This is a genomic window from Streptomyces sp. enrichment culture, assembly GCF_964273255.1.
Classification (GTDB): domain Bacteria; phylum Actinomycetota; class Actinomycetes; order Streptomycetales; family Streptomycetaceae; genus Streptomyces.
The window spans coordinates 109,000-132,119 of the sequence record NZ_OZ186835.1 but is presented as its reverse complement, the minus strand read 5'-3'; the positions used below and the strand labels follow the sequence as shown (position 1 = coordinate 132,119).

20 protein-coding genes and 1 pseudogene are annotated in these 23,120 nt (G+C 74.4%); 11 read left to right on the top strand and 10 right to left on the bottom strand.

The window, feature by feature from the left end:
• The first annotated feature begins 80 nt into the window (after positions 1-80).
• The gene (locus ACSU53_RS00610) at positions 81-428 is read left to right on the top strand and encodes a hypothetical protein (RefSeq protein WP_437024155.1); all 348 of its coding nucleotides are present in this window, start codon (positions 81-83) and stop codon (positions 426-428) included.
• Positions 429-596: 168 nt separating this feature from the next.
• Here the strand turns inward: ACSU53_RS00610 and ACSU53_RS00605 are convergent, their stop codons facing one another.
• The gene (locus ACSU53_RS00605; protein ID WP_437024152.1) at positions 597-2,384 is read right to left on the bottom strand and encodes an ATP-binding cassette domain-containing protein; all 1,788 of its coding nucleotides are present in this window, start codon (positions 2,382-2,384) and stop codon (positions 597-599) included.
• A gap of 173 nt (positions 2,385-2,557) precedes the next feature.
• On the opposite strand from ACSU53_RS00605, the pseudogene ACSU53_RS00600 reads away from it, so the two are divergent.
• Positions 2,558-2,887, top strand: a pseudogene (locus tag ACSU53_RS00600) (twin-arginine translocation signal domain-containing protein); the annotation flags it as partial.
• 244 nt (positions 2,888-3,131) lie between these two features.
• On the opposite strand, the gene ACSU53_RS00595 reads toward ACSU53_RS00600, so the two are convergent.
• Positions 3,132-4,058: a LysR family transcriptional regulator gene (locus ACSU53_RS00595; RefSeq protein WP_437024150.1), complete on the bottom strand. Its 927-nt coding sequence runs from the start codon at positions 4,056-4,058 to the stop codon at positions 3,132-3,134.
• A gap of 49 nt (positions 4,059-4,107) precedes the next feature.
• Between ACSU53_RS00595 and ACSU53_RS00590 the strand changes: the two genes are divergently transcribed.
• Both ACSU53_RS00590 and ACSU53_RS00585 read left to right on the top strand, forming a co-directional pair.
• Positions 4,108-5,085, top strand: a complete 978-nt coding sequence (locus ACSU53_RS00590; protein WP_437024148.1) for a nitrilase-related carbon-nitrogen hydrolase — start codon at positions 4,108-4,110, stop codon at positions 5,083-5,085.
• A gap of 175 nt (positions 5,086-5,260) precedes the next feature.
• A complete protein-coding gene (locus ACSU53_RS00585; RefSeq protein WP_437024146.1) occupies positions 5,261-6,466 on the top strand; it encodes a cysteine desulfurase-like protein in 1,206 nt (401 codons plus the stop codon).
• 62 nt (positions 6,467-6,528) lie between these two features.
• On the opposite strand, the gene ACSU53_RS00580 is transcribed toward ACSU53_RS00585, so the two are convergent.
• Positions 6,529-6,660 carry a putative transporter small subunit gene (locus tag ACSU53_RS00580; protein WP_437024144.1) on the bottom strand — a complete coding sequence of 44 codons (132 nt, stop codon included), beginning with the start codon at positions 6,658-6,660 and terminating at the stop codon, positions 6,529-6,531.
• Positions 6,661-6,675: 15 nt separating this feature from the next.
• Complete coding sequence (locus ACSU53_RS00575) at positions 6,676-8,418, bottom strand: sodium:solute symporter family protein (protein WP_437032949.1); 1,743 nt, start codon at positions 8,416-8,418, stop codon at positions 6,676-6,678.
• Between the two features lie 574 nt (positions 8,419-8,992).
• Between ACSU53_RS00575 and ACSU53_RS00570 the strand changes: the two genes are divergently transcribed.
• The 3 genes from ACSU53_RS00570 to ACSU53_RS00560 all read left to right on the top strand — a co-directional run bounded on the left by ACSU53_RS00570 (position 8,993) and on the right by ACSU53_RS00560 (position 11,444).
• Positions 8,993-9,565, top strand: coding sequence for a TetR/AcrR family transcriptional regulator (locus ACSU53_RS00570; RefSeq protein WP_437024142.1), 573 nt, complete (start codon positions 8,993-8,995; stop codon positions 9,563-9,565).
• 89 nt (positions 9,566-9,654) lie between these two features.
• Positions 9,655-10,848, top strand: a complete 1,194-nt coding sequence (locus ACSU53_RS00565; RefSeq protein WP_437024140.1) for a GDSL-type esterase/lipase family protein — start codon at positions 9,655-9,657, stop codon at positions 10,846-10,848.
• 119 nt (positions 10,849-10,967) lie between these two features.
• Positions 10,968-11,444 (top strand): VOC family protein, encoded by a 477-nt coding sequence (locus ACSU53_RS00560; protein ID WP_437024138.1) that lies wholly within the window; start codon positions 10,968-10,970, stop codon positions 11,442-11,444.
• Between the two features lie 76 nt (positions 11,445-11,520).
• On the opposite strand, the gene ACSU53_RS00555 is transcribed toward ACSU53_RS00560, so the two are convergent.
• The 3 genes from ACSU53_RS00555 to ACSU53_RS00545 all read right to left on the bottom strand — a co-directional run bounded on the left by ACSU53_RS00555 (position 11,521) and on the right by ACSU53_RS00545 (position 15,309).
• Positions 11,521-12,003 carry a GNAT family N-acetyltransferase gene (locus ACSU53_RS00555; RefSeq protein ID WP_437024136.1) on the bottom strand — a complete coding sequence of 161 codons (483 nt, stop codon included), beginning with the start codon at positions 12,001-12,003 and terminating at the stop codon, positions 11,521-11,523.
• Between the two features lie 338 nt (positions 12,004-12,341).
• Positions 12,342-12,794, bottom strand: coding sequence for a DoxX family protein (locus ACSU53_RS00550; RefSeq protein WP_437024134.1), 453 nt, complete (start codon positions 12,792-12,794; stop codon positions 12,342-12,344).
• Between the two features lie 343 nt (positions 12,795-13,137).
• Positions 13,138-15,309, bottom strand: a complete 2,172-nt coding sequence (locus ACSU53_RS00545) for a hypothetical protein (protein ID WP_437024132.1) — start codon at positions 15,307-15,309, stop codon at positions 13,138-13,140.
• A 116-nt stretch (positions 15,310-15,425) separates the two neighbouring features.
• Here ACSU53_RS00545 and ACSU53_RS00540 point away from each other — a divergent pair, with 116 nt between their 5' ends.
• On the top strand, positions 15,426-16,091 hold the full coding sequence (locus tag ACSU53_RS00540; RefSeq protein ID WP_437024130.1) for an MSMEG_1061 family FMN-dependent PPOX-type flavoprotein: 666 nt from the start codon (positions 15,426-15,428) through the stop codon (positions 16,089-16,091).
• 101 nt (positions 16,092-16,192) lie between these two features.
• Here ACSU53_RS00540 and ACSU53_RS00535 read toward each other — a convergent pair whose 3' ends face one another.
• The 3 genes from ACSU53_RS00535 to ACSU53_RS00525 all read right to left on the bottom strand — a co-directional run bounded on the left by ACSU53_RS00535 (position 16,193) and on the right by ACSU53_RS00525 (position 18,786).
• Complete coding sequence (locus ACSU53_RS00535; protein WP_437024128.1) at positions 16,193-16,762, bottom strand: YdeI/OmpD-associated family protein; 570 nt, start codon at positions 16,760-16,762, stop codon at positions 16,193-16,195.
• Positions 16,763-16,988: 226 nt separating this feature from the next.
• Positions 16,989-17,351, bottom strand: a complete 363-nt coding sequence (locus tag ACSU53_RS00530; RefSeq protein ID WP_437024126.1) for a VOC family protein — start codon at positions 17,349-17,351, stop codon at positions 16,989-16,991.
• 1,000 nt (positions 17,352-18,351) lie between these two features.
• On the bottom strand, positions 18,352-18,786 hold the full coding sequence (locus ACSU53_RS00525) for a hypothetical protein (RefSeq protein ID WP_437024124.1): 435 nt from the start codon (positions 18,784-18,786) through the stop codon (positions 18,352-18,354).
• A gap of 288 nt (positions 18,787-19,074) precedes the next feature.
• Between ACSU53_RS00525 and trkA the strand changes: the two genes are divergently transcribed.
• From trkA to ACSU53_RS00510, 3 genes are all read left to right on the top strand, one after another.
• Positions 19,075-20,388 (top strand): Trk system potassium transporter TrkA, encoded by a 1,314-nt coding sequence (trkA, locus tag ACSU53_RS00520; protein ID WP_437024122.1) that lies wholly within the window; start codon positions 19,075-19,077, stop codon positions 20,386-20,388.
• Positions 20,385-21,917, top strand: a complete 1,533-nt coding sequence (locus ACSU53_RS00515; RefSeq protein WP_437024120.1) for a TrkH family potassium uptake protein — start codon at positions 20,385-20,387, stop codon at positions 21,915-21,917. Before trkA ends, ACSU53_RS00515 begins: the two co-directional genes overlap by 4 nt.
• A gap of 210 nt (positions 21,918-22,127) precedes the next feature.
• Positions 22,128-22,784 (top strand): alpha/beta fold hydrolase, encoded by a 657-nt coding sequence (locus tag ACSU53_RS00510; RefSeq protein ID WP_437024118.1) that lies wholly within the window; start codon positions 22,128-22,130, stop codon positions 22,782-22,784.
• The last annotated feature ends 336 nt before the right edge of the window (positions 22,785-23,120 follow it).

Here is a 23,120-nt window from a genome sequence, read left to right as displayed (position 1 = left end):
TCGGCCGGGGCACCTCTCCCGTGCTCCGAGAGTGAGCCGGTGGCCGATACGATCGACCGCCGGAGCCGAAGGAGGGGCTGGTGACACTCGTCGTCGAGCTGCGGCGTGGAGCCTCAACCGTCCGGACCGGCCGGAAGCCGGGACGGCGTCCCCCGACCGGGGTACTGGAGCGGATGGTCCTCGACGGCGAGTTGTGGGCAGCCCTGGACGCGCTGGGCCCGCACCGGCTGCCCACCCTCGCTGACGTCGATCCCTATGGGGACACGGTGCTGCGCGGTGAGGCGGTGGAGCGCATGGTGCGGGAACTGGAGGCTTCGGAGACTGCCCGGCTGAGGAGCGCCGAAGGCAAGGCTGTCTCGACGCTCCTGGCCTGGGGCCGGCGCTGCCGTGCGGACCCAGACCTGCGCATCGCCTTCTCGGGTGATTGAAGCCGCTCGCCGGCCGCTTCGCGGTCGTGGGACCGTCGGTTGGGGTACGGACGGCTTCCGTGCAGCGGGCGCGGCCGAGCCGTTGGTCCCGGGAGTCAACTGCCGTGCCGGCCTCGAACCGGCAGGTGCCGGAACAGGCGTTCCTGCGGCGTATGTACGGCGATCCCATCAGCCGCCACCCCCGCCGGAGCGGGAGCCATTGCCCGTGTCCCGCCCGGCCGTACCCGCGGGCGGCGCTGTCCGAGTGCGACTCCGTGTCTGCGTCGGCGTCTGCGTATGCGTCAGAGCCTGATGCTGAGCCGTCGGCGCCGTCGACGCGGGTGCGGGCGTCTGCGTGCCGAGTGCCAGGCGCGGCCAGTCCGCGAGATCGCGCAGCAACTGCCGGTCGTGCGTGGCGACGACGACCGCCGCGGCGGTCTCCCGCAGAGCCCGGGTCAGCTCGTCGACGAGCACCGGCGACAGGTGGTTCGTCGGCTCGTCCAGCAGCAGGAGCCCGGGCCGTACGGCGAGCGCCAGCGCCAGGTCCAGACGCCTCAGCTGCCCCTGGGACATCCTGCCCACCGGGGTGCCGGCCGCCTCGGTGCCGAGCAGGCCGAGCGCGCCCAGCGGGACGGTCTCCGCCGCACGGATCAGGCCGTCGCTCACCAGCCGCCCCACGTGCCGTGCGTACACCTCCCGCGCGGCGAGCCGGGGGTCGTGCGCGGTGGTCTCCTGGGCGACCCGGACCACCCGGGCGCCCCTCGCGGCGCGCACCTGCCCCGCGGTGGGCGGGAGCGCACCGCCCAGCACCGCGAGCAGGGTGGACTTCCCCGCCCCGTTGCCGCCGGTGACCAGCAGCCGGTCGCCGCCGTCCAGGACGACGTCCACCGGTCCCGGCAGTCGTCCGTCGACGGCCACCCCTTCCGCCCTGACCAGGGGGGAACCCGCGCGCACGTCCAGCCGCGGCCACCGCAGCGCCGGGGGCGGCTGCGGCACGTCGATCCGGTGTGCCCGCAGGGCGGCCTGCTGCCGGTTCAGCGCCTGGACCACGCCCGGTGCGCGGGACTGCCGTTGGTGCTTGCCGGTGCCCTTGGCCGGCCGCCAGCCCGTGGAGAGCCGGTCGCGTGCCGTGGACACGGCCTCCTGGAGCCGCGCGTGCTCGGCCAGCTGTTCCTCGTACTCCTGCTCCCACCGCTCCCGCTCCCGGCGCCGGGCGTCCTGCCAGGCGTCGTACCCCCCGGCGTACAGGCGGGGCAGGCCGTCGCGGGTCGGATCGAGGTCGACGAACCGGTCGGCGACGTCCCGGAGCAGGGCCCGGTCGTGGCTCACGACGGCGAGGCCGCCGTCGTGCCCGCGCAGTCTGCGGGTGAGGAAGTCCAGTCCGTCGGCGTCGAGATGGTTGGTCGGCTCGTCGAGCAGCAGGATGTCGTGGTGCGCGCCCAGCAGGCAGGCCAGCCGGACGCGGTAGCGCTGTCCGACCGACAGGGTGGACAGCGGGCGGGTGCGGTCGCCGCAGGCGCCGAGCGCCTCCAACGCGACGTCGACGCGGCGTTCGGCGTCCCAGGCGTCCAGCCGGGTGGCCTCCTCCAGGGCCGTCGCGTACGAGTCGCCGGCCGCCGGGTCGCCGTCGGCCAGGGCGGCGGTCGCCGCGTCCAGCGCCGACAGGGCCGCGTGGGAGGCCGCCAGCGCCGCCGAGGTGAGCGTGCCGACCGTCTCACCGTCGAGCGCGGCGAGTTCCTGGCGGGCCAGGCCGATGGTGCCCGCTCGGTGCACGGTGCCCTCGTCGGGCGTGAGCAGACCGGCGAGGACGTGCAGCAGGGTGGTCTTGCCCCGGCCGTTCTCGCCGACGACCGCGATCCGTGACCGTGCCGACACGGTCACGGAGACGTCGGTGAGGACCCGGCGGGAGGCGCGGGTGACGGTGATGCGCTCGGCACGGACGTGGGCGCTGCCGCCCGCCCCGAGGGGGAGGGACACGGCTGGGGAACTGGGGGTGGAGGACAAGTCGGGCTCCGCGGCTCGCAGGGGAGCCGGGCAGCACACATCGGCCGCCCGGCGTGGACCGGAACGGCGAGCGCGCAGTCGATGGGAGGAGAAGGCGCCGCCGTCAGCGGGCGGATCGGACCTTCTGCGACCAGATTCCTCGTGCCATGTCCGCCAGGCTAGCTGCTCCGGCGCGCCGGATCATCCGGTTTTCCCGCCGGTGGACGGTGCCGGCCGGACGAGGTGCCCGCCCGTGGCGGGCGACGGGGCCCCGACGGGAGCGCCACGGCGGCGCCACGAGGGCGCCGTCCTCCGTGCGCGCACGCCCATGGCATGTTCATGGCGTCCGTGGAGGTTCCCGGTCGTCGGCCTCGCCGCCGCCGGCCGCGAGTGGGCCTCTGACACCCTCGGGAGCGATCGTGGAACGTCGGAACTTCCTGCGTGCGACCGCCGTCGGCGGGGCCTCCGCGGCCCTCGGCGGCACCTTGTGGCGCGGCGCCGCCCACGCCGCGCCGGCCCAGCCGGGCACGGGCCCCTACGGGCCGCCCGGGGCGGCGGGCGCCAACGGGATCGGACTGCCGAGATCACCGGCCCGGCGTTCTCCCCGGACGGCAGCCGGCTCTGCTTCTCCAGCCGGCGCGGCACGAGCGGGAGGTCGTCCGGCGGAATCACCTGCGAGGCGAGGGGGCCCTTCCGCTCGTAGACCGCCGGACCGCCGAACCCCGTCCCGCGGCTCCCGGCTCAGGGATGCCGCAGGGCGTGTGCCGCCTCCTGCACGAGGCCGCGCAGCCAGCGCAGGCCCGGGTCGTCGGTGCGGGTGGCGTGCCAGATCGCGCTCACCGTGTAGGTGGGCATCGGCAGCGGTGGGGGAGAGGTCGCGAGGCCCAGGACCTCGGCGTAGGGGGTGGCGGCGTGCGTGGGGAGGGTGGCCAGCGCCGCCAGGGCGGGCAACTGGAGGGCCGCCCCGGCGAAGTGCGTGGTGGAGGCGACCACCCGGCGGGTCAGCCCCCGGGCCTCCAGCAGGTCGTCCACGATGCCGCGGCGGCCGTCGTAGGAGATCAGCAGGTGCGGGTGGGCCAGATAGTCGTCCAGGCCGAGGGGCGTGCGCAGCGGGAGCAGCCGCGGGGAGAACAGGCACGTGTAGCCGGACTCGAACAGGTCCAGGCTGCGGTGATCGGCCCCGTGCGCGGGCGCCGCGGCCACGCCCAGGTCGATCTCGCCCCGGTCGATCATGCCGCCGACGCTGTTCCGCGTGGTCTGCCGCACCGCGAGCCGGATGCCCGGCAACGCGCTGGTGGCGGCCAGCAGCCGGGGGAGGAGCGCCGTCTCCAGGTCGTCGGACATGCCCAGGGTGAAGGCCCGCCGGGCCGTCGCCGGTTCGAAGCGGTCCCGGTCGGTCACCGCCCCGTGGATCAGGCTCAGCGCGGGCTCGACCCGGCGCGCCAGCTCCAGCGCGCGGGGCGTCGGCTCGACACCGCTGCGGGTGCGGGTGAACAACTCGTCGCCGAACAGCGTCCGGAGGCGGCCGAGGGCGGCACTGGTGGCCCCCTGGCTCAGATGCAGGGCGGCCGCGGCGCGGGTGACACTGCGCTCACGCAGCAACGCCGAGAAGACCACCAGCAGGTTCAGGTCCGCCTTGCGGAATTCGGTCTCATAGATGTCGATCATCGCGAGGATGAGTTTGCCGGACGAGCGCCCCGCTTCCTACGGTCGGCGCATGACAGCCGCCGAGGCCCAGCCCCGCCGCCCCGACTCCGCCGCGCCCCGCCGGAGCGTCACCGCCGCCGTCGTCCAGGCGTCCGCCCCGCTGTTCGACACCCCGGCCGCGCTGGCCAGGGCCGAGGAACTGCTCCGGGAGGCCGTCACCGGACGGGGCGCCGAGGTGGTCGTCCTGCCCGAGGCGTTCCTGGGCGGCTACCCCAAGGGACTGGACTTCGGCATCACGGTCGGCAGCCGCACCCCCGCCGGACGCGACCTGTTCCGCCGCTACCACGCCGCGGCCGTCGAGATCCCCGGCCCGGAGGTCACGAGGCTGGCCGCCGTCACCCGCGAGCTGGGCTGCCACGCGGTGATCGGAGCGGTCGAACGCAGCGGCGGCACCCTGTACTGCGTCGCCCTCCTCTTCGGCCCCGACGGCTACCTCGGTCTGCACCGCAAGCTGATGCCCACCGCCGCCGAGCGCTACCTGTGGGGGCAGGGCGACGGCTCCACCCTCCCCGTCGCGGACACCGGCAACGGCATGCTCGGCACGGCCATCTGCTGGGAGAACTACATGCCGCTCTTCCGCACCGCCATGTACGCCAAGGGCGTCGACCTGTGGTGCGCGCCGACCGTCGACGACCGGGACGCCTGGCAGGCCACCATGCGGCACATCGCCCTGGAGGGCCGCTGCTTCGTCCTCAGCGCCTCCCAGTACCTCCGCCGCGACGGACTGCCCGACGACCTCCGGCCCGTCCAGGGCGACGATCCGGACACGGTCCTCATCGGCGGCGGCTCCGTCATCGTCTCCCCGCTCGGCGAGGTCCTGGCCGGGCCGCTGCGCGACGGCGAGGGCATCCTGACCGCCGAACTCGACCTCGACGACCTGGTCCGGGCCCGCTTCGACTTCGACCCCGTCGGCCACTACGCCCGACCGGACGTCTTCACGCTCCACGTCGACGAGTCCCCCGCCGGCACGGTGACCTGGACCCGGTGACATCCTCGACCGGAGCCGCCGGCCGCGGGTGACGGCCACCGCCGGTCCGGACCCCGGCCACCGGGCTCCCGGTCCACCGGCGTCCACCCCCGTCCCGACACCGGCCCCTGCCCCCGACCGCCGCCCCTCCGACGCCGCAGCCGCACCCCGCGCGCGCCCACGAACGGGAGACTCCGTGACGTACGACATCGACGCACTCCGCGCCCAGTTCCCCGCCCTGGAGGCCGGGATCGCCCACTTCGACGGGCCCGGCGGCACCCAGACGCCCCGCCCCGTCATCCAGGCCGTCTCCGACGCCCTGTCCGCCCCGCTGTCCAACCGGGGCCGGTGGGCCGCCGGGGAACGCAACGCCGAGACGATCGTCGTCGAGGCCCGGCGGGCGATGGCCGACCTGCTCGGGGCGGACCCGGCCGGCATCGTCTTCGGGCGCAGCGCCACCCAGCTCACCTACGACTTCTCCCGCACCCTCGCCCGGACCTGGTCGCCCGGGGACGAGGTGGTGGTGACCAGCCTCGATCACGACTCCAACATCCGCCCCTGGATCCAGGCGGCCGCGCAGGCCGGCGTCACCGTGCGCCGCGCCGACTTCGACCCGGCGACCGGGGAGCTGACGCCGGACGGCATCCGTTCCGTCCTCACCGGGCGCACCCGCCTGGTCGCCGTCACCGCGGCGTCCAACCTGATCGGCACCCGCCCGCGGATCGCCGAGATCGCCCGCGCGGTGCACGAGGCGGGCGCCCTGCTCCACGTCGACGGCGTGCACTACACCGCCCACTGCCTGGTCGACGTGGAGGAGCTGGGCGCGGACTTCTTCACCTGCTCGCCGTACAAGTTCCTCGGCCCCCACCACGGCGTGCTCGCCGCCCGGCCCGCCCTGCTGGAGACCCTGCGCCCCGACAAGCTGCTGCCGTCCAGCGACGCCGTGCCCGAGCGTTTCGAACTGGGCACGCTGCCCTACGAGCTCCTCGCCGGCACGCGCGCCGCCGTCGACTTCCTGGCCGGCTTCGACCCGGCCGCCACGGGGACCCGGCGGGAACGGCTGACGGCCGGTTACCAGGCCCTGGAGCGGCACGAGGAGACCCTGCGGACCCTCATCGAGAAGGGCCTGGGCACCCTCGACGGCGTCACGGTGCACTCCCGCGCCGCCGAGCGCACGCCCACCCTCCTGCTGACCTTCGACGGGCGCGACGCCACGGACGCCTACCGGTTCCTGGCGGAACGCGGTGTCCACGCACCCGCGGGGTCCTTCTACGCCGTCGAGGCGTCCCGTCGCCTCGGTCTCGGGGACACCGGCGGCCTCCGCGTCGGTCTGGCCCCCTACAACCACGCCGACGACGTCGACCGGCTCATCGAGGGCCTGGCGGACTTCCTGCGGTCCTGAACGGGAACGCCCCGTCCCCGGCCGGAGGAACCGGCCGGGGACGGGGCGCTGGGCGGGAGGGGTCAGATCAGGTCCTCGCCGTTGCGGCGGGCCTCCGCCCACTCACGGAAGAACCCGCGGCTGATCACGAACAGGACGACCGCCACCAGGACGGGCCACATCAGGATGTACGCGGTGAGAACTGCGGTGGACACGGTGCCTCCTCGGGGTCACTTGCTGCCGGTGGCGGCCGGTTCGGGATCGCTGTCGCCGTCCTCCGCCGCACGCCCCGCGGGGGCCGCGGCACCGCTGCCGGCCGGGACGGGCGCCGCGGCGGTCGCGGCGGAGCCGTCGTCGAAGTCACCGGTGCGCTGCGCGATGACGGCGAAGTCGAAGTCCTCGCGCTGCCGCACCGACATGGACCAGCAGATGATGGTCGACACCGAGTAGGCGACCAGCGAACCGCTGAGCGTGGCGTACTCGTGCAGCTCGCCGATGGCGAACGGCGCCGTCACGACGACGGCCGCCACACCCACGACGCGGGCCGGGCGGGCGCCGAAGAAGCCGAACACCATCAGGCCCAGGACCACGCCGACGCCGATGACCGCCAGGACGTCCACGACGAGGCCGAGCCCGTTGTCGAGCGGGATCCAGCCGAAGCGGACGGGCAGGAACACCGCGAGCGCGGCCAGGACCGAGGTGGTGAAGGCGCGTCCGGTGACCTTGCCCCAGTAGAAGCTGGCCAGGACCGGGAACACCAGGGCGCCCCACAGCGCACCGACGAAGACCAGCAGGTCCAGGATGTTCAGCTGGAGGCTGGCGAAGGCGACGGCGGTCGCGGTGGCCAGCACCATGGTGATGCGGCCGATCAGCAGCATCGTCGCCGGGTTGGCCTTGTCCTTGCCGGCCACGTTCTGGCCGTAGACGTCGGCCATCATGATCGAGGAGAGGGCCGCGAGGTCGGAGTCGGCGGTGGACGACAGCGCGCCGACGATCATGATGAAGAACACGGCCAGCAGCACGGGCGGCAGGTACTCGGCGGCCATGCCCGGGATGATGTTGTTCGGGTCCCCGCCGGTCGGCTCGAAGCCCAGGTAGAGGGCGAGCACGCCGAGCATGCCGACGCCGATCACCATGGCGCCGTACCCGACGGTCGCGGTGATGAAGGTCGGCTTGATCAGGCTCTCCTTCACGGCGAACAGGCGCTGCGCGATGGTCTGGTTGCCGATCGCGTAGGCGAGCACCGCGGCGATGTAGGGGGCGCCCTGTTCCATGAAGGCCGTGCTGGAGAAGAAGCTGCCCTGCTCGGCGGTCAGGTTGCTCGCGCCGGTCTCGAAGGCGGCGGGGAAGTCCGCGGCGAAGAAGATGAACGGGACGATGACGGCGACGGCGCCGAGCATCGCGACGACCTGCACGAAGTCCGTGAGCACCGAGGCGCGGAAGCCGGACCACAGGGTGTAGAGCAGCACCCCGGCCGCGACGGCGAAGACGCCCTGGGTGAAGGTGAACGGCGACAGCATCGAGATGAGCACGCCGCCGGCGATGAAGTTCGACATCAGGCTGATCAGGCTGCCGACGATGTTCGAGCCGGCGAGCATCAGCTGACTGGACCGGCCGTGCCGGACGTAGAGCACCTCGGCGAGGGTGTGCGCCTTGGGCGCCACGGCCCGGATGCGGCGGCCGAAGGGGTAGATGAAGAGGATCATCAGGGCGCCCCACAGCCCGTAGTGGATCGGGCCGGAGATGCCGTAGGTGTAACCGGAGGTGGCGGACGCGTACATGGAGGAGGCCCAGATCCAGGTCGCCGTCATGCTGGCGGCGGAGATGCCGAATCCGAGGTTGTTCCCCGCCGTCATGTAGCCGTCGGCGTTCTCCTCCTTCTTCCCGATGCGGGTCGAGATGAGGAAGGTGCCTCCGTAGAAGAGGACCAGCAGACCGACGATGACCAGGGCGTTGAACTGGGCTGTGTCCATTTCGCCCACACACGCCACCTCCTTCGACTCTGGGAGCCCGGCGTCGGCAGCGCGCCTGCGTTGTCACGGGCAGGCGGCGGCACCGTCCCGCGCGCCGCGCAGCGGGAGGACCGACCCGGCAGCTCAGCGCTGTACAAGGGACGTTCACGAAAAGATGCGGGCTTTGAGCCCGCAAACCGTCGGCACCGTAACAGCTCTTTCCGGCCAGCGGGAGGCCGCTCGTCCGGAGGGGCTGCAAGGCTGTACGCTGCGGCTCCGTCTGAATTGTGCAAGTTCCTGACGCATTTCGAGCGCCGATAGGTCCGAGAAGGCACGGTTTGCCCTTCGTGACGATGGCGCTTATTTGCTCGTTGCATGTGCAATATTGACCCCTTTTGTTACGGCAAAGAGATCAACGGATGGTGTCGCGTGTCACTGCGCGGCCTCGCCGCGGCGCGGCGGCGGTGGCGTTCGGTGGCCGGCCCGTGCCCGAGGGTGTCGTCGGGTGTCCACTTGCCGACCACTTGCCTAAAGCAATTAGGTAGCTGCATAATCTCTGTAGGAAGCAGTGTGGAGTGCGATCGGGAGGGACCCCGTGACCCGAGTGGGGCTGACGACGGAACGCCTGGTCAGGGCAGGGGCCGAGATGGCCGACGCGATCGGCTTCGAGCGCACCACGCCCTCCGAACTCGCGCGGTACTTCGGCGTCCGGACCGCGAGCCTGTACGCGCACGTCAAGAACGCGCACGACCTCAAGGTGAGGATCGCGCTCCTGGCGCTGGAGGAACTGGCCGACCGGGTCTCCGCCGCGATGGCGGGCCGCGCGGGCAGGGACGCCCTGGTCGCGTTCGCCGACGCCTACCGCGACTACGCCCGGGAACACCCCGGCCGGTTCGCCGCCACCTCCTTCCCCCTCGCCCCCCAGGAGGCGGCGGGCAGCGCCGGTGTGCGGCACGCCGCCATGGCCCGGGCGCTCCTGCGCGGATACGCCCTGGAGGAGCCGCGGCAGACCCACGCCGTGCGCCTGCTCGGCAGCGTCTTCAGCGGCTTCGTGGGGCTGGAGGCGGCGGGCGGTTTCAGCCACAGCGCGCCCGACGCCCAGGAGAGCTGGACCGAGATCCTCGACGCGCTCGACCTCCTGCTGCGCACCTGGAGCACCGCCCCCTGAGCGGGCCTTCCCCGGGCCGCCGGCGCGGCACCGCGTCATGTCACCCCACCCGGACCCACCGATCCCGGACCACCGAAGAGGCACCCCCCATGACCACCCGGCACCACTGGACCCCCGTACCCCTCACCACCGACGTCGTCCGGGGCGCCCTCGACCTCGAACGCACCGACCGGGGCGTCCTGCCCCACCGCCTGCCCGCCGGCGCGCGCCGCCGCATCCCGGACGGACAGCTGGCCATGGCCGAGTCGCAGCCCTCCGGGGTGCGGCTCGCCCTCCGCACCCGCGCCACCGCCGTCGAGCTGGACGTCGTGGCCACCAAGCGGGTCTACGCCGGAGCGCCCCCGCGTCCCGACGGCGTGTACGAACTGCTCGTCGACGGGCGGCTGGTGGACGCCGCGACCGTCCCGGACGGCGACACGCTGACCCTCGACCTGACGACCGGGGCGGCCGGGACCCGGCGGGGGCCCGTGCGCACCGTGCGCTTCGACGGCCTGACCGGCGACGAGAAGGACATCGAGATCTGGCTGCCGCACGACGAGACGGCCCTGCTCGTCGAACTGCGCACCGACGCCCCGGCCCGCCCGGTGCCGGCCGGCGGGCGCAAGGTCTGGCTGCACCACGGCAGTTCGATCAGCCAGGGTTCCAACGCCGCCACGCCCACCGGCACCTGGCCCGCCGTGGCCGCCGCACGCGCCGGAGCGGACCTGCTCAACCTGGGCTTCGGGGGCAGCGCGCTGCTCGACCCGTTCACCGCCCGCGCGATGCGCGACACGCCCGCCGACCTGATCAGCGTCAAGATCGGCATCAACGTCGTCAACGCGGACCTGATGCGGCTGCGCGCCTTCGGCCCGGCCGTCGACGGCTTCCTCGACACCCTCCGCGACGGGCATCCCACCGCTCCGCTGCTGGTCGTCTCACCGGTCCACTGCGCCATCCACGAGACGACCCCGGGTCCCAGCGCCCCCGATCTGGACGCGATGAGCGAGGGACGCCTGAGGTTCAGGGCGGCCGGCGATCCCGAGGAGACCAGGTCCGGGAAGCTGACCCTGACGGTGATTCGGGAGGAACTGGCCCGGATCGTCCGCCGGCGCGCCGAGGACGACCCCCGGATTCACCACCTCGACGGCCGCGAGCTGTACGGCGAGTCCGACGCGGAGGCCCAGCCCCTGCCCGACGCACTCCATCCCGCCCCCGCCACCCACCGGCTCATCGGCGAACGCTTCGCCCGCCTGGCCTTCGGCGACGACGGCCCGTTCGGCCCGCCGGACTCCGGGAACCGCTGACGGCACCGGACGGCGTGCCGACGCCCCGGCGGCGCTTGACCTCGACCGAGGTCGAGTTCCTACGGTCCCGACCGGGCCGCGGATATCCCTCCGCGGCCCGCGAGACCAGGAGGCACACGGTGAGCGACACCCGTACCGAGATCCCCGACCACTACCGGCACGCCGTGATCCCGCACATCATGGTGGACGACGCCGACGCGGCGATCGACTTCTACCGGCGGGCGTTCGGCGCCCGCGAGGACTTCCGGCTCCAGGCGCCGGGCGGCGGCATCCTGCATGCCGAGATCTCCATCGGGCCGTCGGTCCTCATGCTGGGCGACGCCGGTGCCGAGGGGGTGGGCGCCGCCGTCTGGTCGGCGCCCCCCGCCCTCGGGGGCACGTCCGTCACCCTGCACGTCTTCGTCCCGGACGTCGACGAGCTGGCGCGGCGCGCGGTGGCGGCCGGGGCGGAACTGCTCCAGCCGCCGACGGACATGTTCCACGGGGACCGCACCGCGGTCCTCGGGGACCCCTTCGGCCACCTGTGGGTCTTCCTCACCCACGTCGAGGACGTCACCGAGGAGGAACTGCGCAGCCGGCTCGCCGCGGCCCGCTGAGGGACCGGACCCCGGCGCTCGCCGCCGGCCCCGGCCTGAGACCCGGGGCCCCGGCCGGGACCCCGGGCGTCACCGGCTACAACTGCCGGTAATAGACGGCGGTCGGGAGCCGTGTGCACCCGAGCGCCTCGTACAGCGCCCTGGCGGGAGCGTGGAACGGGTCGCCGCCCGTGCCGATCTCCACCACCTCGGCCCCCTGCGCGCGCATCGCCGCGAAGGCGTGCTCGCACAGGGCGGTGCCCACGTGGAGACGGCGGTGCTGCGCGGCCACGGCGAGCAGGGTGATGCCGCCGTTCCTGCGCCCGGGGTCGACGCTCCACGCCACGTAGCCGGCGAAGCCGTCCCCGGCCTCGGCGACGGCGACGTGGGCGTGCCGCTCGGGAGCGTGGAGACCGGCGACCAGACGGCGGTAGTCACCCTGCCAGTCGCCGTGCTGGTTGGCGAAGACGGCTTCCCCGACCAGCGGGCGGAACGATTCCTCGTAGAACGGACGGAAGGTGTCGATGGTGAGTTCGGTGAGCGGCACGAGGTCGTGCCGGTGGAACGCGCGGATGAGCATGGATGTGCGCCTTTCGGACCGAGGGCTCGGGGCCCTGGCAGAACGGGGACCTCTGCCGGCCCGCGCGCGGCCGGAGAACCGGCGGCGAGCAGGCCCTCAGCGACGCGTTCGCCCAGCGGCGGAACATTCCATGACGCCAGGGTAGCCCTCCGGCGCACGACCGTGCCCCGGAAGGGCGGCGGCCGGGCCGAAGGGCAGGGGGGCGGCCCCGGCGGAACCGGCCGCCCGTGCCGGGCCGTCGGTTCCGGGGTGCGAGGGTGCCGGGATGCCGGTGCTCCGGGATGCCGGCGCGCCGAGAGCCGGGTTGCCCGAGCGCCGGGGGTCGCCCTCCCCGGCCGTCAGTCCCGCACCGGCTGCTGGGGGAGCGGGGTCCCCGCAGGGCGGGCACCCGTGGCACGGCCGCCGCCCGCCAGGGCCAGGGCGCCCGGACCGGAGAACACCAGGAGCAGGAAGCCCCAGCAGAACAGCGCGGGCGGGAGACCGCCGTTCTGCAGCGGGAACAGGCCGTCCTGCTGGTGCTCGGTGAAGTAGGCGAAGGCCATGATCCCGGAGCTGAGGAAGGCCGCGGAGCGCGTCCCGACGCCGAGGAGGATCAGGGCGCCGCACACCAGCTCGATCACTCCGGCGTACCAGAACGGCCACTCGCCCACCGGACTGGCCTTGCGGTCCAGCACACCGAAGAGGGTGGCCGCGCCCTCGCTGGTGAACAGCACGCCCAGGACGATGCGGAACAGACCCAGGACGAGGGGTTGACGGGCCGTCAGCCAGTCGCTGAGGCGTGCGGTGTTCATCGGTGCTCCTCGTGGATGTCGCTCGGTGTCCGGACCCCGGGGGCAGGCGGGAGCCCGGCGGGGCGCGTCGTCCCCTCCTCCCTACGCACGCGGGGCCCGGCGCGTTCAGACGAACGGCACGATGGTGGACGGCGGCCCCGAGGGACGGCACGGGATCCCTGCACGGCCGCGGCGCCGCGCGGAACCGGCGCACGGTCCGGCCGGACGCACAGCCGGTGGCCGCCCCGCGTGCTGCGGGGCGGCCACCGGCCGCGGAAGAACGGTGAGGAGAGCGAGGGGACTGGGTCACATAGGAAGTGGAGAAGGAAGCCCCCTCATGGCCTCGCCGCGGTCACGCTAGCAGTCAGGCGGGGATCAGGTCGCGCAGATTCTCGGGGGTTATGACGCGCGCGTGCGGATGCAGCCCCTCGGGGCGGTCCAGACCGATGTAGGTGACGGGCCCCTCGGGGAGGGTGCCGCCGTCCCGGACGTCCACCGTCGCCCCGGCCCCGGCCATCAGGTCCGTGAGGTACCGGACCGTGAGCTGCTCCCGCTCGACGACCGCGCGCACCAGCGTCGCGACCGTCAGACGGTTGCCCTCGACCCGGTTGTGCGACGGATCGCCCCGCAGGTACAGGTGCAGCCACTTCGCACGCCAGCGGCCGTCGGCGCCCCGCAGGAACACCAGCGGCAGGGCGACCCGGCCGGGACCGCGCAGCTCGGACTTCATGCGCACCGTCCGCGGCTCGAACGGGCGCCCCCGCTGCTGTCCCTCGCGCAGCATGAACCCGAAGAACGACTCCGCCACCTCCTCGAAGCCCTCGCCGTCGAAGACGTTCACCTGGGGCACCACGAACGCGCCCCGCACCGCGTCCAGGCGCAGGTCGATGAACTCCGAGGCGCCCTCGGGCGCGCTGATGACGTCACCGGAGTGCCTGCCCCCGACGTCCCGCAGATGGGTGTACGACAGCCAGGAGACGGTCGCGTACCGCCTGTCGAGCAGCAGCGCCGACAGGTCGAAGTCGGTGGTGCCCGCGGTCTCCCGCCAGTACACGAAGAAGCGCAGCAGGTCCCCGTCCACCGCGGACACCGAGCCGCGCGGCAGCACCCCCAGCCCGGCCGTGCTCGCGCGGCCGCTGAGCGGCAGCGCCACGTCCAGGACGTCCGGATCGACCAGCACGCGCCCCGCACCGCCCACCCGGCGGCGCAGCTCCGCGTCGAGCAGGGCGAGCAGCCGCTCGCGCACGGCGTCCGGCACCGGCCGGCGGGTGTCGTCGGCGACATGGCCGCGTCCGAGGCGGTTCACGAACACCCGCTGCGCTCCCGTCCGGCGGGCACGGTTGCGCAGGTGCTCGACCACGGACAGCAGAACCCGGCCGGAAACCTCCGGGAGGACCTGCTCGACGGCGGCGACGACCGCGTCCTGCTCGTCGTCCGTGGCCGCGGTGCGCAGCAGCCGGTCCAGGGAACGCAGCAGTCTGCCGGGTGCGGCCCGCAGCAGCCGGGCCGCCGCGCCGGCGTCGCCCCGGGTGAACAGCTCCTCGGCGCGGCTCTCCAGGGACCGGGCCTCCTTCTCCCCACGCGCGACGGCGAACACGTCCGCCGCGTGCGGCCACTGCGGGTACTCGTGCGGGTGCAGCCGCTCCCCGAGCCGCTTCCACATCTCCCGGTGCGCGTGCACGTCGGCCGCCTTGGCCGGCGCGGCGGCGACCACCGCGTCGAGGCCCGCGAGCAGCGCCCGGCGCACCGAGCGCGGCAGCGACCGCAGCCGCACGGGCTCCTGGAGGCCCATGTCGACGCCGTTGAGCGCGCAGGCCAGCCGGAGGACGTCGGTCACCGTGTCCAGCAGCAGGTCCGCCCCGGCCATGAGGCGGGCCTGGTTGACCACGGCGCGGTTCTCCCGCACCGGGATCCGCTCCGGCTGCGGCCCCGCCGCGCAGTGCCCCGCGAGCTCCGCCAGATCCCGCAGTCCCTCCTCCCCGAGGGGCGTGGTGCTGCCCGCCAACGCCAGGTACAGGGACGTGACTTCGTCCTCCAGCCGGTCACCGGGGTGCAGGACGGTCACTCGGTCGCCCGCCGCTGCGATCAGCTCCTCGTGACGGGCGAGCAGGTCCGTGAAGGAGTGCTGGTACGTGCCGTAGGACGGGAGAGTGAGCAGGTCCACCACGCCCGCGTCCAGCTGCTTCGGCGTGCCCGCCCGGGCCGTGTCGTCGGCGAGTGCTTCGGCGACGCACTCCCGCCAGAAGTCCGCGGTGGCCGGGACGTTGGCGGGGAAGTCGATGAAGTACGGGTTGTGCCGGACGTGGTCGCCGGCCATCTCCCGCACCGTGCCCAGGACCCGTACGGCGAGGTCGGTGACCGTCCCCTCGGACAGGCCGGCCAGGCGGCCGAACAGGCGCGCCGACAGCTTGAAGCCCGCGCACATCAACGCGGCGTCGAACTGGCGCACCACGACGGTGCCGTCCCCGGAGGGCCCCTCGGGGACGGGGACGCGAAGGGTGTGCCGGACGATCAGGGGTTCGTGACGCGGGGACATTCCCGCATGGTTCCAAGGCGGGAGCAGCGGCCGCACCCGGTTTTCGGGGGCGGGCGGGGGCTGGGACGACGCGGGGCGCCGCGCCCCGTACGGCGATCGTCTCCTAGGGTCATGCCATGATGACCGACACCGAGGCGGCCGGATCGTTGTTCGCATCCCTACAGGCCGACGCCGTCACCAGCCCCGAGCGGCTCCGCGAGCTCTACCCGGAGCCGAACCCGAACGCGCTCCGCAAGGAGACCGACCGCCTGACCGAGGAGACCCGGGCCCTGATCGGCTGTTCCTCGCTGGTGTTCATCGGGAGCACGGACTCCGAGGGCCGGGCGGATGTGACACCGCGGGGCGGCCCCGCCGGGTTCGTCTCGGTGCTCGACGACCGGACCCTGGTCATCCCCGACGCGACCGGCAACCGGCGGCTCGACACCCTGCACAACGTGCTGCAGACCGGACGCGTCGGCCTGCTCTTCGTCATTCCCGGCCGCCCGACGACCCTGCGCGTCAACGGCCGCGCCTGCGTCTCGGCGCGACCGGAACTGCTCGACCGGCTCACGCCCGTGGGCAAGCCGCCGGTCGCGGCGATCGTGGTGCGGACCGAGGAGGTCTACCCCCACTGTCCGAAGTCGCTGATGCGCGCCGGCGCCTGGCGGCCGGAGCGCTGGGTGCCCGCTGACGCCCAGCCGGCCAGCGCCCAGGTCACCCTGACCCAGCGGAACCTGCCGGGCCTGACCCTCGAACGGATCGAGGAGGCCGAGCGGGAGTCACTGCGACTGCGCTACGAGTGACGGGGGCGAACGCCCGGTCACGGCGCGGCCGACGCGCCGCGACCGGGCCGTCCGACACGGCCGTGGAGCCGGAACCGCCGGGCCCGGCCGGCCGGGGAGCGTCACGGATAAATCACTTCGTGGTTGGCCATCATGGCGACGAACTTCTCGATCCGCCTGGCACGCGTCTCGGGCTTCTTGGCACTCTGTACGCGATAGAGGATCGCGTACCGGTTCTTGCTGTTCAGGGTGTCGAAGAACTCGGCGGCCCCGGGCACGTCCAGCAGGGCGTCCCGCAGATCGTCCGGGACGGTCATCCTGCTCTGCGACGCATAGGCGGCCTCCCACCGCCCGTCGGCCTTCGCGGCGTCGATCTCCCGCCGGCCCGCCGGACGGATCCGGCCCTCGGCGGCCAGCCGCTCGGCCCGTTCCCGGTTCACCTGGGACCAGGGACTCGTCCTGGTGCGCGGCGTGAACCGCTGCTGCCAGTACAGGTCGTCGACCTTTTCGCGCCGGCTGTCGATCCAGCCGAAGCAGACGGCGACGTCGAGGGCCTCGGTGTAGGTGACGCTCGGCAGGCCGCCGGCCTTCTTCGCGATCCTCACCCACACCCCGGCCGCGCTGTCGTGGTTCTCCTCCAGCCACTGCTCCCACTGGAGCTGATCCTGGAACGTGAGGGTCGGTTCACTCATGCTCAATCCCATCGGAACGCGTCAGGACGGTGTTCCCGGGCGGGGCGGCGCACCCGGACGGTCCCGGCCCCGGGCGCCGAAGCCGGCCGTGGCGCCGTGCACGCCGCCGTCCCGGCCGGGTGCGGCAGTGCCGGCGGGTCGGCGGAGCACGAACACCAGGATGCCGTCGGCGCGCCCCCGGGGCCCGTGTGCCGCCGCCGGGGGACGCGGCCGCCGGATGCGTGTGTCAGGCCATCGAGGTGATGCAGAACGGGTAGCCGGCCGGGTCGAGCAGCACCGTCCACTTCCCCTCACCGGGCTGCTCCTCGGGCTTGCCGGCTCCGAGCGCCAGCAGTTCGGCCTCGGCCTTCTCCAGGTCCGGGACGCTGAAGTCGAGGTGCACGCGGTTGCGCGCCTCCGGCCAGGACGGGGGCTCGAACCCGTCGATCCTGACGAAGCCCATGCGCATGCCGTTCCGGCCGTCGAGGTAGGCCGCCGACTCACTGCTGAAGATCTTCTGCCAGCCGGTCACCCGCGCGTAGAAGTCCGCGAGCGATCCGGGGTCGGAACAACTCAACGTGACGGCCCCGGGCTCGGCAATCGCTGTCATCGATCCACCTCTCGGTCTGTGGGTCACTACTCATCGGCGTACGGCGGTGCTCTTGCTCAACGGATCTTCCCGCACGCAGTCTTGCACGACGGGAGCGCGGAACGGGCCGCTCCGTGAAGGTGTCTGGAACGGCGACGTCAGGGTCCACAAATGGGCATGAGGATTCCGCCGCCGGCCGGTCGTCACCGCGGCCGCGGAGCCGCGGAACCGCTGTGCCGCGACGGGGAGAAGAGGCCGTCCCGGACCGCCGCCCCGGTGCCGCGCCCGGCCCGGCAGGCCTTCGGCAGGACGTCCGGCGGCGGCTCCGGCATCTGTGCCCGCTGAGGACCAGCCCGGCCGCCGGTACGCTGGGAGGACGTGAGCGCACCGGTCCGGGCCGCGCACCGGCCGGGTGCGGCACGCTCGCACCTGTCGTCCGCAACCGCTGGGTGTCCTCATGCCGTGCCGTCAGCCGCACGGTGCCCGCGTCGGCGGTGTCCACCACGATCTCGCGCGGCCCGTCCGGCCGGCCGTGGCCGCGCACCAGGTCCACGGAGACCGAGTCGAGCCAGTCGACCTGGTCGCCGTCCGTCCAGTGGACGGCCATCTCGTCCCGGTGGGCGAAGACCGCGGGGAGGCCGAGGGGACCCTGGACGGCCTGCCTCAGCCCCGGCACGCGGCCGGCGTCGGCGCGTGCGAGCACCGGACGCAGCAGTGCCTTGCTGGGCTGCCATCGCCCCCACGGTCGCGGTGAGGACGCCGCTCGCCGTGGTCGCCGTGTACCGCCAGCCGGCCGGCGCCCCCGCGACGTCCAGGGCGAGGGCCGCCTCGCCCAGCAGTGTCCCGGCGGCCGGCCCGAGCGCCGGGACCACCCCAGAGGCCGGCCCGGACGTACTGCCGCGCCCGGAACCGGGTGGCCCAGGTGACCATGGGCGGCCTCCGCGGTAGGGGGCACGGTCCGGCCGGGCGGGTACGTCACCGGCCCCGGTGGATCAGGCGTCCGGGGGACGCCGACGGGCCGTCAGTGGCGGCGCCTGAGCCCTTCGGCCATCAGGGAGAGCCCGATGCCCAGCATCCACACGTCCTTGGCCAGCGACAGCCCCTGCTCGGTGGGGCGCAGGCTGCCGTCCTGCCGCATCCCCGGCGTCCGCAGGTAGAGCCCCAGGGTGCCGAGCGAGAACGCGGTCACCGCGGTGCCCGCCACGGCGGCCGGGACCACCGGCAGCAACAGCGCGCCGGCGATGGCGATCTCGCTCGCGGAGAGCGTCCGCACGAACTGGCCGGGGCCGTACTTCCCCAGGACCGGATAGGTGCCGGACGCGAACTGGTGCAGGCCTTCGGCGGTGGCGTCGTCCGCCTCGCGTTTGGCCAGCCCGGAGTTCAGGAAGAACGCGCCGGCCGAGAGCCGGAGCGGAAGCTGCCGTGCCACCGAGCGCCATGCCGGTCGCCGTCCCATGTCGGGTCTCCTCACGACGTCGTCGCCCCCGCCTTCCAGACTCGCAGCCCTGCACCGGCTGTCAAACGGACGGGGGCCGCCCCGGCTCCGTCCGGCGGGCGCGCGGACCGGGGCCCCCGGACGGCGGCACGGGACGCCCGCCCCCGCCCCGGCCGGGAACGGCACCGGCGCGGCCGGGACCACCGGGCACCTGGCCGGCGAAGGCGCCTGCGCGGCCGTCGGTCGTCCGCCGGGGTGTCGCGCGAGCCGGTCGTCGCGGGCCACGCCGGTGCGTGCCACGATGCCGGTATGCGAGTCGTCGTGGTGGGTGCGGGGCAGGTCGGGCACACCGTGGTCAAGTCGCTCGCCGAGACGCACGACTGCACGGTGGTCGACATCGACCGGGCGCGCCTGGACGCCCTGGCGCACGCCTACGACGTGCGGGTCACGCAGGGCAGCGGCACCCGGCGCGAGACGCTGCTGGACGCCGGGGTGGCCGACGCGGAACTCGTCCTCGCCTGCACCTCCCGGGACGAGGTCAACCTGGTGACCGCGATGCTCGCCCGCAGGCTGTCGTCGGCCCGCACCGTCGTCCGGGCCACCGGCACCGACTACCTGGCCGCCTGGCACGCGGGCGACCTCGACGTGGACCTGCTCGTGTCGACGGCGTTCGAGACCGCCGAAGCCGTCGCACGGGTTCTCCAGGTCCCCGGTGCCCGGCACGTGGACTTCTTCGCCGACGGCAAGGTGGCCGTGATCGGCGTCCACGTCCCCGAGACGGATCCGCCGCCGTTCGCCGGCCGTCCGCTGCGCGAGGCGGACCTGCCCGAGGCGTCCCGGGTGGTCGCCGTCGTACGGGACGGCGTGGTGATCGGCCCGCCCGCGACCGAGACCGTGCGGCCCGGTGACCTCCTCGTCGTCATGACGTCCCCGGCCGGGGCACGGGCCTGGAGCCGCACCGTGTCCGGGGCCGAACCCATCGGCGACGTCGCGGTCTTCGGGGCCGGACGGGTGGGGATTGCGATCGCCCGGGTGCTGCTCGACCGGGGCCTCGTCGTGCGGATCGTCGAGCACGACGCACGCCGTGCCGAGGCGGCCGCCGCCGCGCTCGACCGGGCGCGGGTCTACCACGCCGACGGCCTCGACCCCGAGTTCCTGCGCCGTGAGCGCATCGGCGCGGCCGGCGCCGCCGTCCTCGCACAGGGGGACGACTCCCGGAACCTGCACGCCGCCGTGCTCGCCAAGGTCCACGGGGTCGGACTGACCCTCACCGTCCTCGAGGACCCGGCCGCGGCCGAGGTGTTCGAGGCCGCGGGCGTCGACGTGACCGTCGACCCGGGGGACGAGACCGCCGAGAAGATGGCCCGCTACACCTTCGACCGGCGCACCCGCCAGCTCGCGATGCTGGAGGACGACCGTTTCGAGGTGCTCGACATCACCGTCCGCCCCGGCAGCCGGTACGCGCACCGCTCCGTCGGCGCGCTCCCCGGGGCCGGCGTCGGCGCGCTCGTCCGCGACGGCGAGGCGATCTTCCCCCACGACGGGGACGAACTGCGGGCCGGCGACCGGGTCATCGTCCTCGCCGAGCCCGACCACGTCGTCACCCTCGAGCGCGACCTGTGAGGCGGGCGCGTCCCCCGGCGCGGGCACGACGGCGTTCCGGCACCGACGTACGGGTCGCCCTGGGCGTGGTCGGCGCCCTGCTGCTGTGGTTCGCCCTCGCCTTCGCCGTCCCCGCGGTCGCCGCGCTCGTCACCGGCCGGCCGCCGTGGCCCTTCCTGGGGGCCGGGGCCGCCACCGCCGTGGCCGGCCTGGCGCTCAGACGGCTCACCGGCAGGCGGCCCTCCCTGGGCGTCCGGGAGGGGTTCCTGGTCGTCGTCGCCGTCTGGCTGCTCGTCCCCGCCTTCGGCGCGCTGCCGTTCGTGTTCGGGCGCGTGCCGCAGCTCGCCCACCCGCTCGACGCCTACTTCGAAGCCATGTCGGGCTTCACCGCCACCGGCGCCACCGTCCTCACGGACGTGGACGCGCTGGGACCCGACATGCTGTTCTGGCGGCAGCTCACCCACTGGCTGGGCGGCATGGGCATCATCGTGCTGGCCCTCGCGGTGCTGCCGCGGCTGCGCATCGGGGGCCGTGACCTGCTGCGCTCCGAACTGCCGGGACCGGTCGCCGTCGAGTCGCTCGACGAGACCGTCCGCGGGACCGCCCAGCGGCTCTGGAAGGTGTACGTCGCGGTGACCGCGGCCGGCTTCCTGGTCCTGGCCGCGCTCGGCCGGTCCGGACTGGACCGGGGGATGAGCGTCTTCGACGCGTTCGCGTACGCGACGTCCGCCGTCTCGCTCGGCGGGTTCACCCCCGACGCGGACTCGGCCCGGGAGCTCGCCCCGGTGACGCAGTGGGTGCTGTGCGCCCTGATGGTGGTCGCCGGGATGAACCTGCTGCGGCTGTACCGGCTCGCCGCCCTGCGCCAGGTACGGGCGGCGGCCCGCGACGAGGAACTGCGTCTGTACCTGGCGCTGCTGGCCGCCGCCACCGCGCTGCTGGCCGTCGAACTGTTCGCCGAGGGGCTGGTGGACGGGGCCGCCGGCGTCCGGCACGCGGCCTTCCAGACGGTGTCGGTGATGACCACCACGGGCTTCGCGACGCTGGACTGGTCGGCCTGGGGGACGCTCGCCATGTTCACCCTGCTGGTCCTGATGTTCGTCGGGGCCTGCGCGGGGTCGGCGACCGGTTCGGTGAAGGTGGTCCGTCACCTCGTGCTGTTCCGCTTCGCCCGCCGCGAGCTCGACCGGTCCGTGCACCCGGACGCGGTCGTCCCGCTGCGGGTCAGCGGCCGGGTCGTCGACGGGGCGGCGCTGCGCTCGGTGCTCGCGTTCGCGGTCCTCTACCTGCTCGCCTTCGCGCTCGGCACCCTCGGACTGGCCCTCGACGCCGAACCGAGCCCGCCCGGCACCGGCGCGTTCACCGCGCTCGGCGCGGCGGCCTCCTGCCTCGGCAACGTCGGCCCCTCCTTCGGCGAGACGGGCCCGTTCGGTTCCTATGCCCCGCTGGGCGGGCTGTCGAAGGTGATCCTCACCGCGCTGATGTTCCTCGGCCGCATCGAGATCGTGCCGCTCGCGGTGCTGCTGCGCCGCAGCTACTGGCGGGTGTAGGAACCGGGGGATCCTGCAGAACCCGCGCGGGCCGCGTGATACGAAGGCGTCCACGGCGCACGACAGGGACGGGCCCCCGCCCGGGCAGCGGACCTGCCGCTCCCGCCGGGCACGGCCACCCGGACGAGGCGGGCGCACGCGGACACCGGTCCGCCCCTCGGCGCCCGCGCCGGGCAGACGGGCACGACCACCCCGCTGAGGAGGAGACGCATGGCAGGGAACGGGACCGCACGCCCGCCCGCCGCCGCGCTGCGGCCCCGGCGCGTCCCGCACGCTCCCCGGGCGGCGGTCCTCTTCCTGCACGGCGGCAGCGCCGCCGGCCGTGCCGCCTCCCGGCCCTGGTATCCGGCGCCGCTGCGGATGCGACCGTTCGTGCGGGCCGTCGCCGCGGCCGTCCCGGACGACGTCCTGCTGGCGGAGGTGCGCTACCGCGTCCGGGGCTGGAACGGCGCCGACGCCGACCCCCTCCACGACGCCCGCCGGGCGCTGCGGGAACTGGCCGGCCGCGCGGGGGACGTCCCGGTCGTCCTCGTCGGGCACTCCATGGGCGGCCGGGCCGCCCTGCGCGCCGCGGCGGCCCCGGAGGTCCGCGGGGTGCTGGCCCTCGCGCCCTGGTGCCCGGACGGCGAGCCGGTGGCGCACCTGCGGGACAAGGACCTCGTCGTGCTGCACGGGGACCGTGACCGGTTGACCGACCCCCGGGAGTCGGCGGCCTTCGTCCGGCGGGCGCGCGAGGCCGGCGCGCGGGCCGAGCTGCGGCTGGTGCCGGGCGGCGACCACGCCATGCTCCGCCGGGCCGGCCACTGGCACCGCACCGCCGCCGCGACGGTGGCGGCGCTGCTGGCCGCCGGCCGCACCCCCGCGTGAGTCCCGCGCCGCACCCCCGGCTGAGTCCCGCGCCGCGCGCCCGCCGTTCCCGGCGCGCACGGCGCACGGGGAGGGGCGACCGGGGGGATGCCGCCCGGCTCCGCCGGGGCGCGCCCCCACCTGCGCCCCGGGGCCCCGGCCGAGGGGCCGCAAGGCGCCGGGGCATGGGCCGTGAGCCCCGCCATGCCGGGGCCGGTGGGCCGGCGCGTCCGGGAGCCGCCCCGCCCCGTGCGCCGGTCCCTTCGTGCGGCCGGATGCTGGGGGACGACATGCGTGAGTACATTTGGGACAAGTTGCCGATTCGGGCTGATCGGGTGGAGCAAACGGCGCACCCCT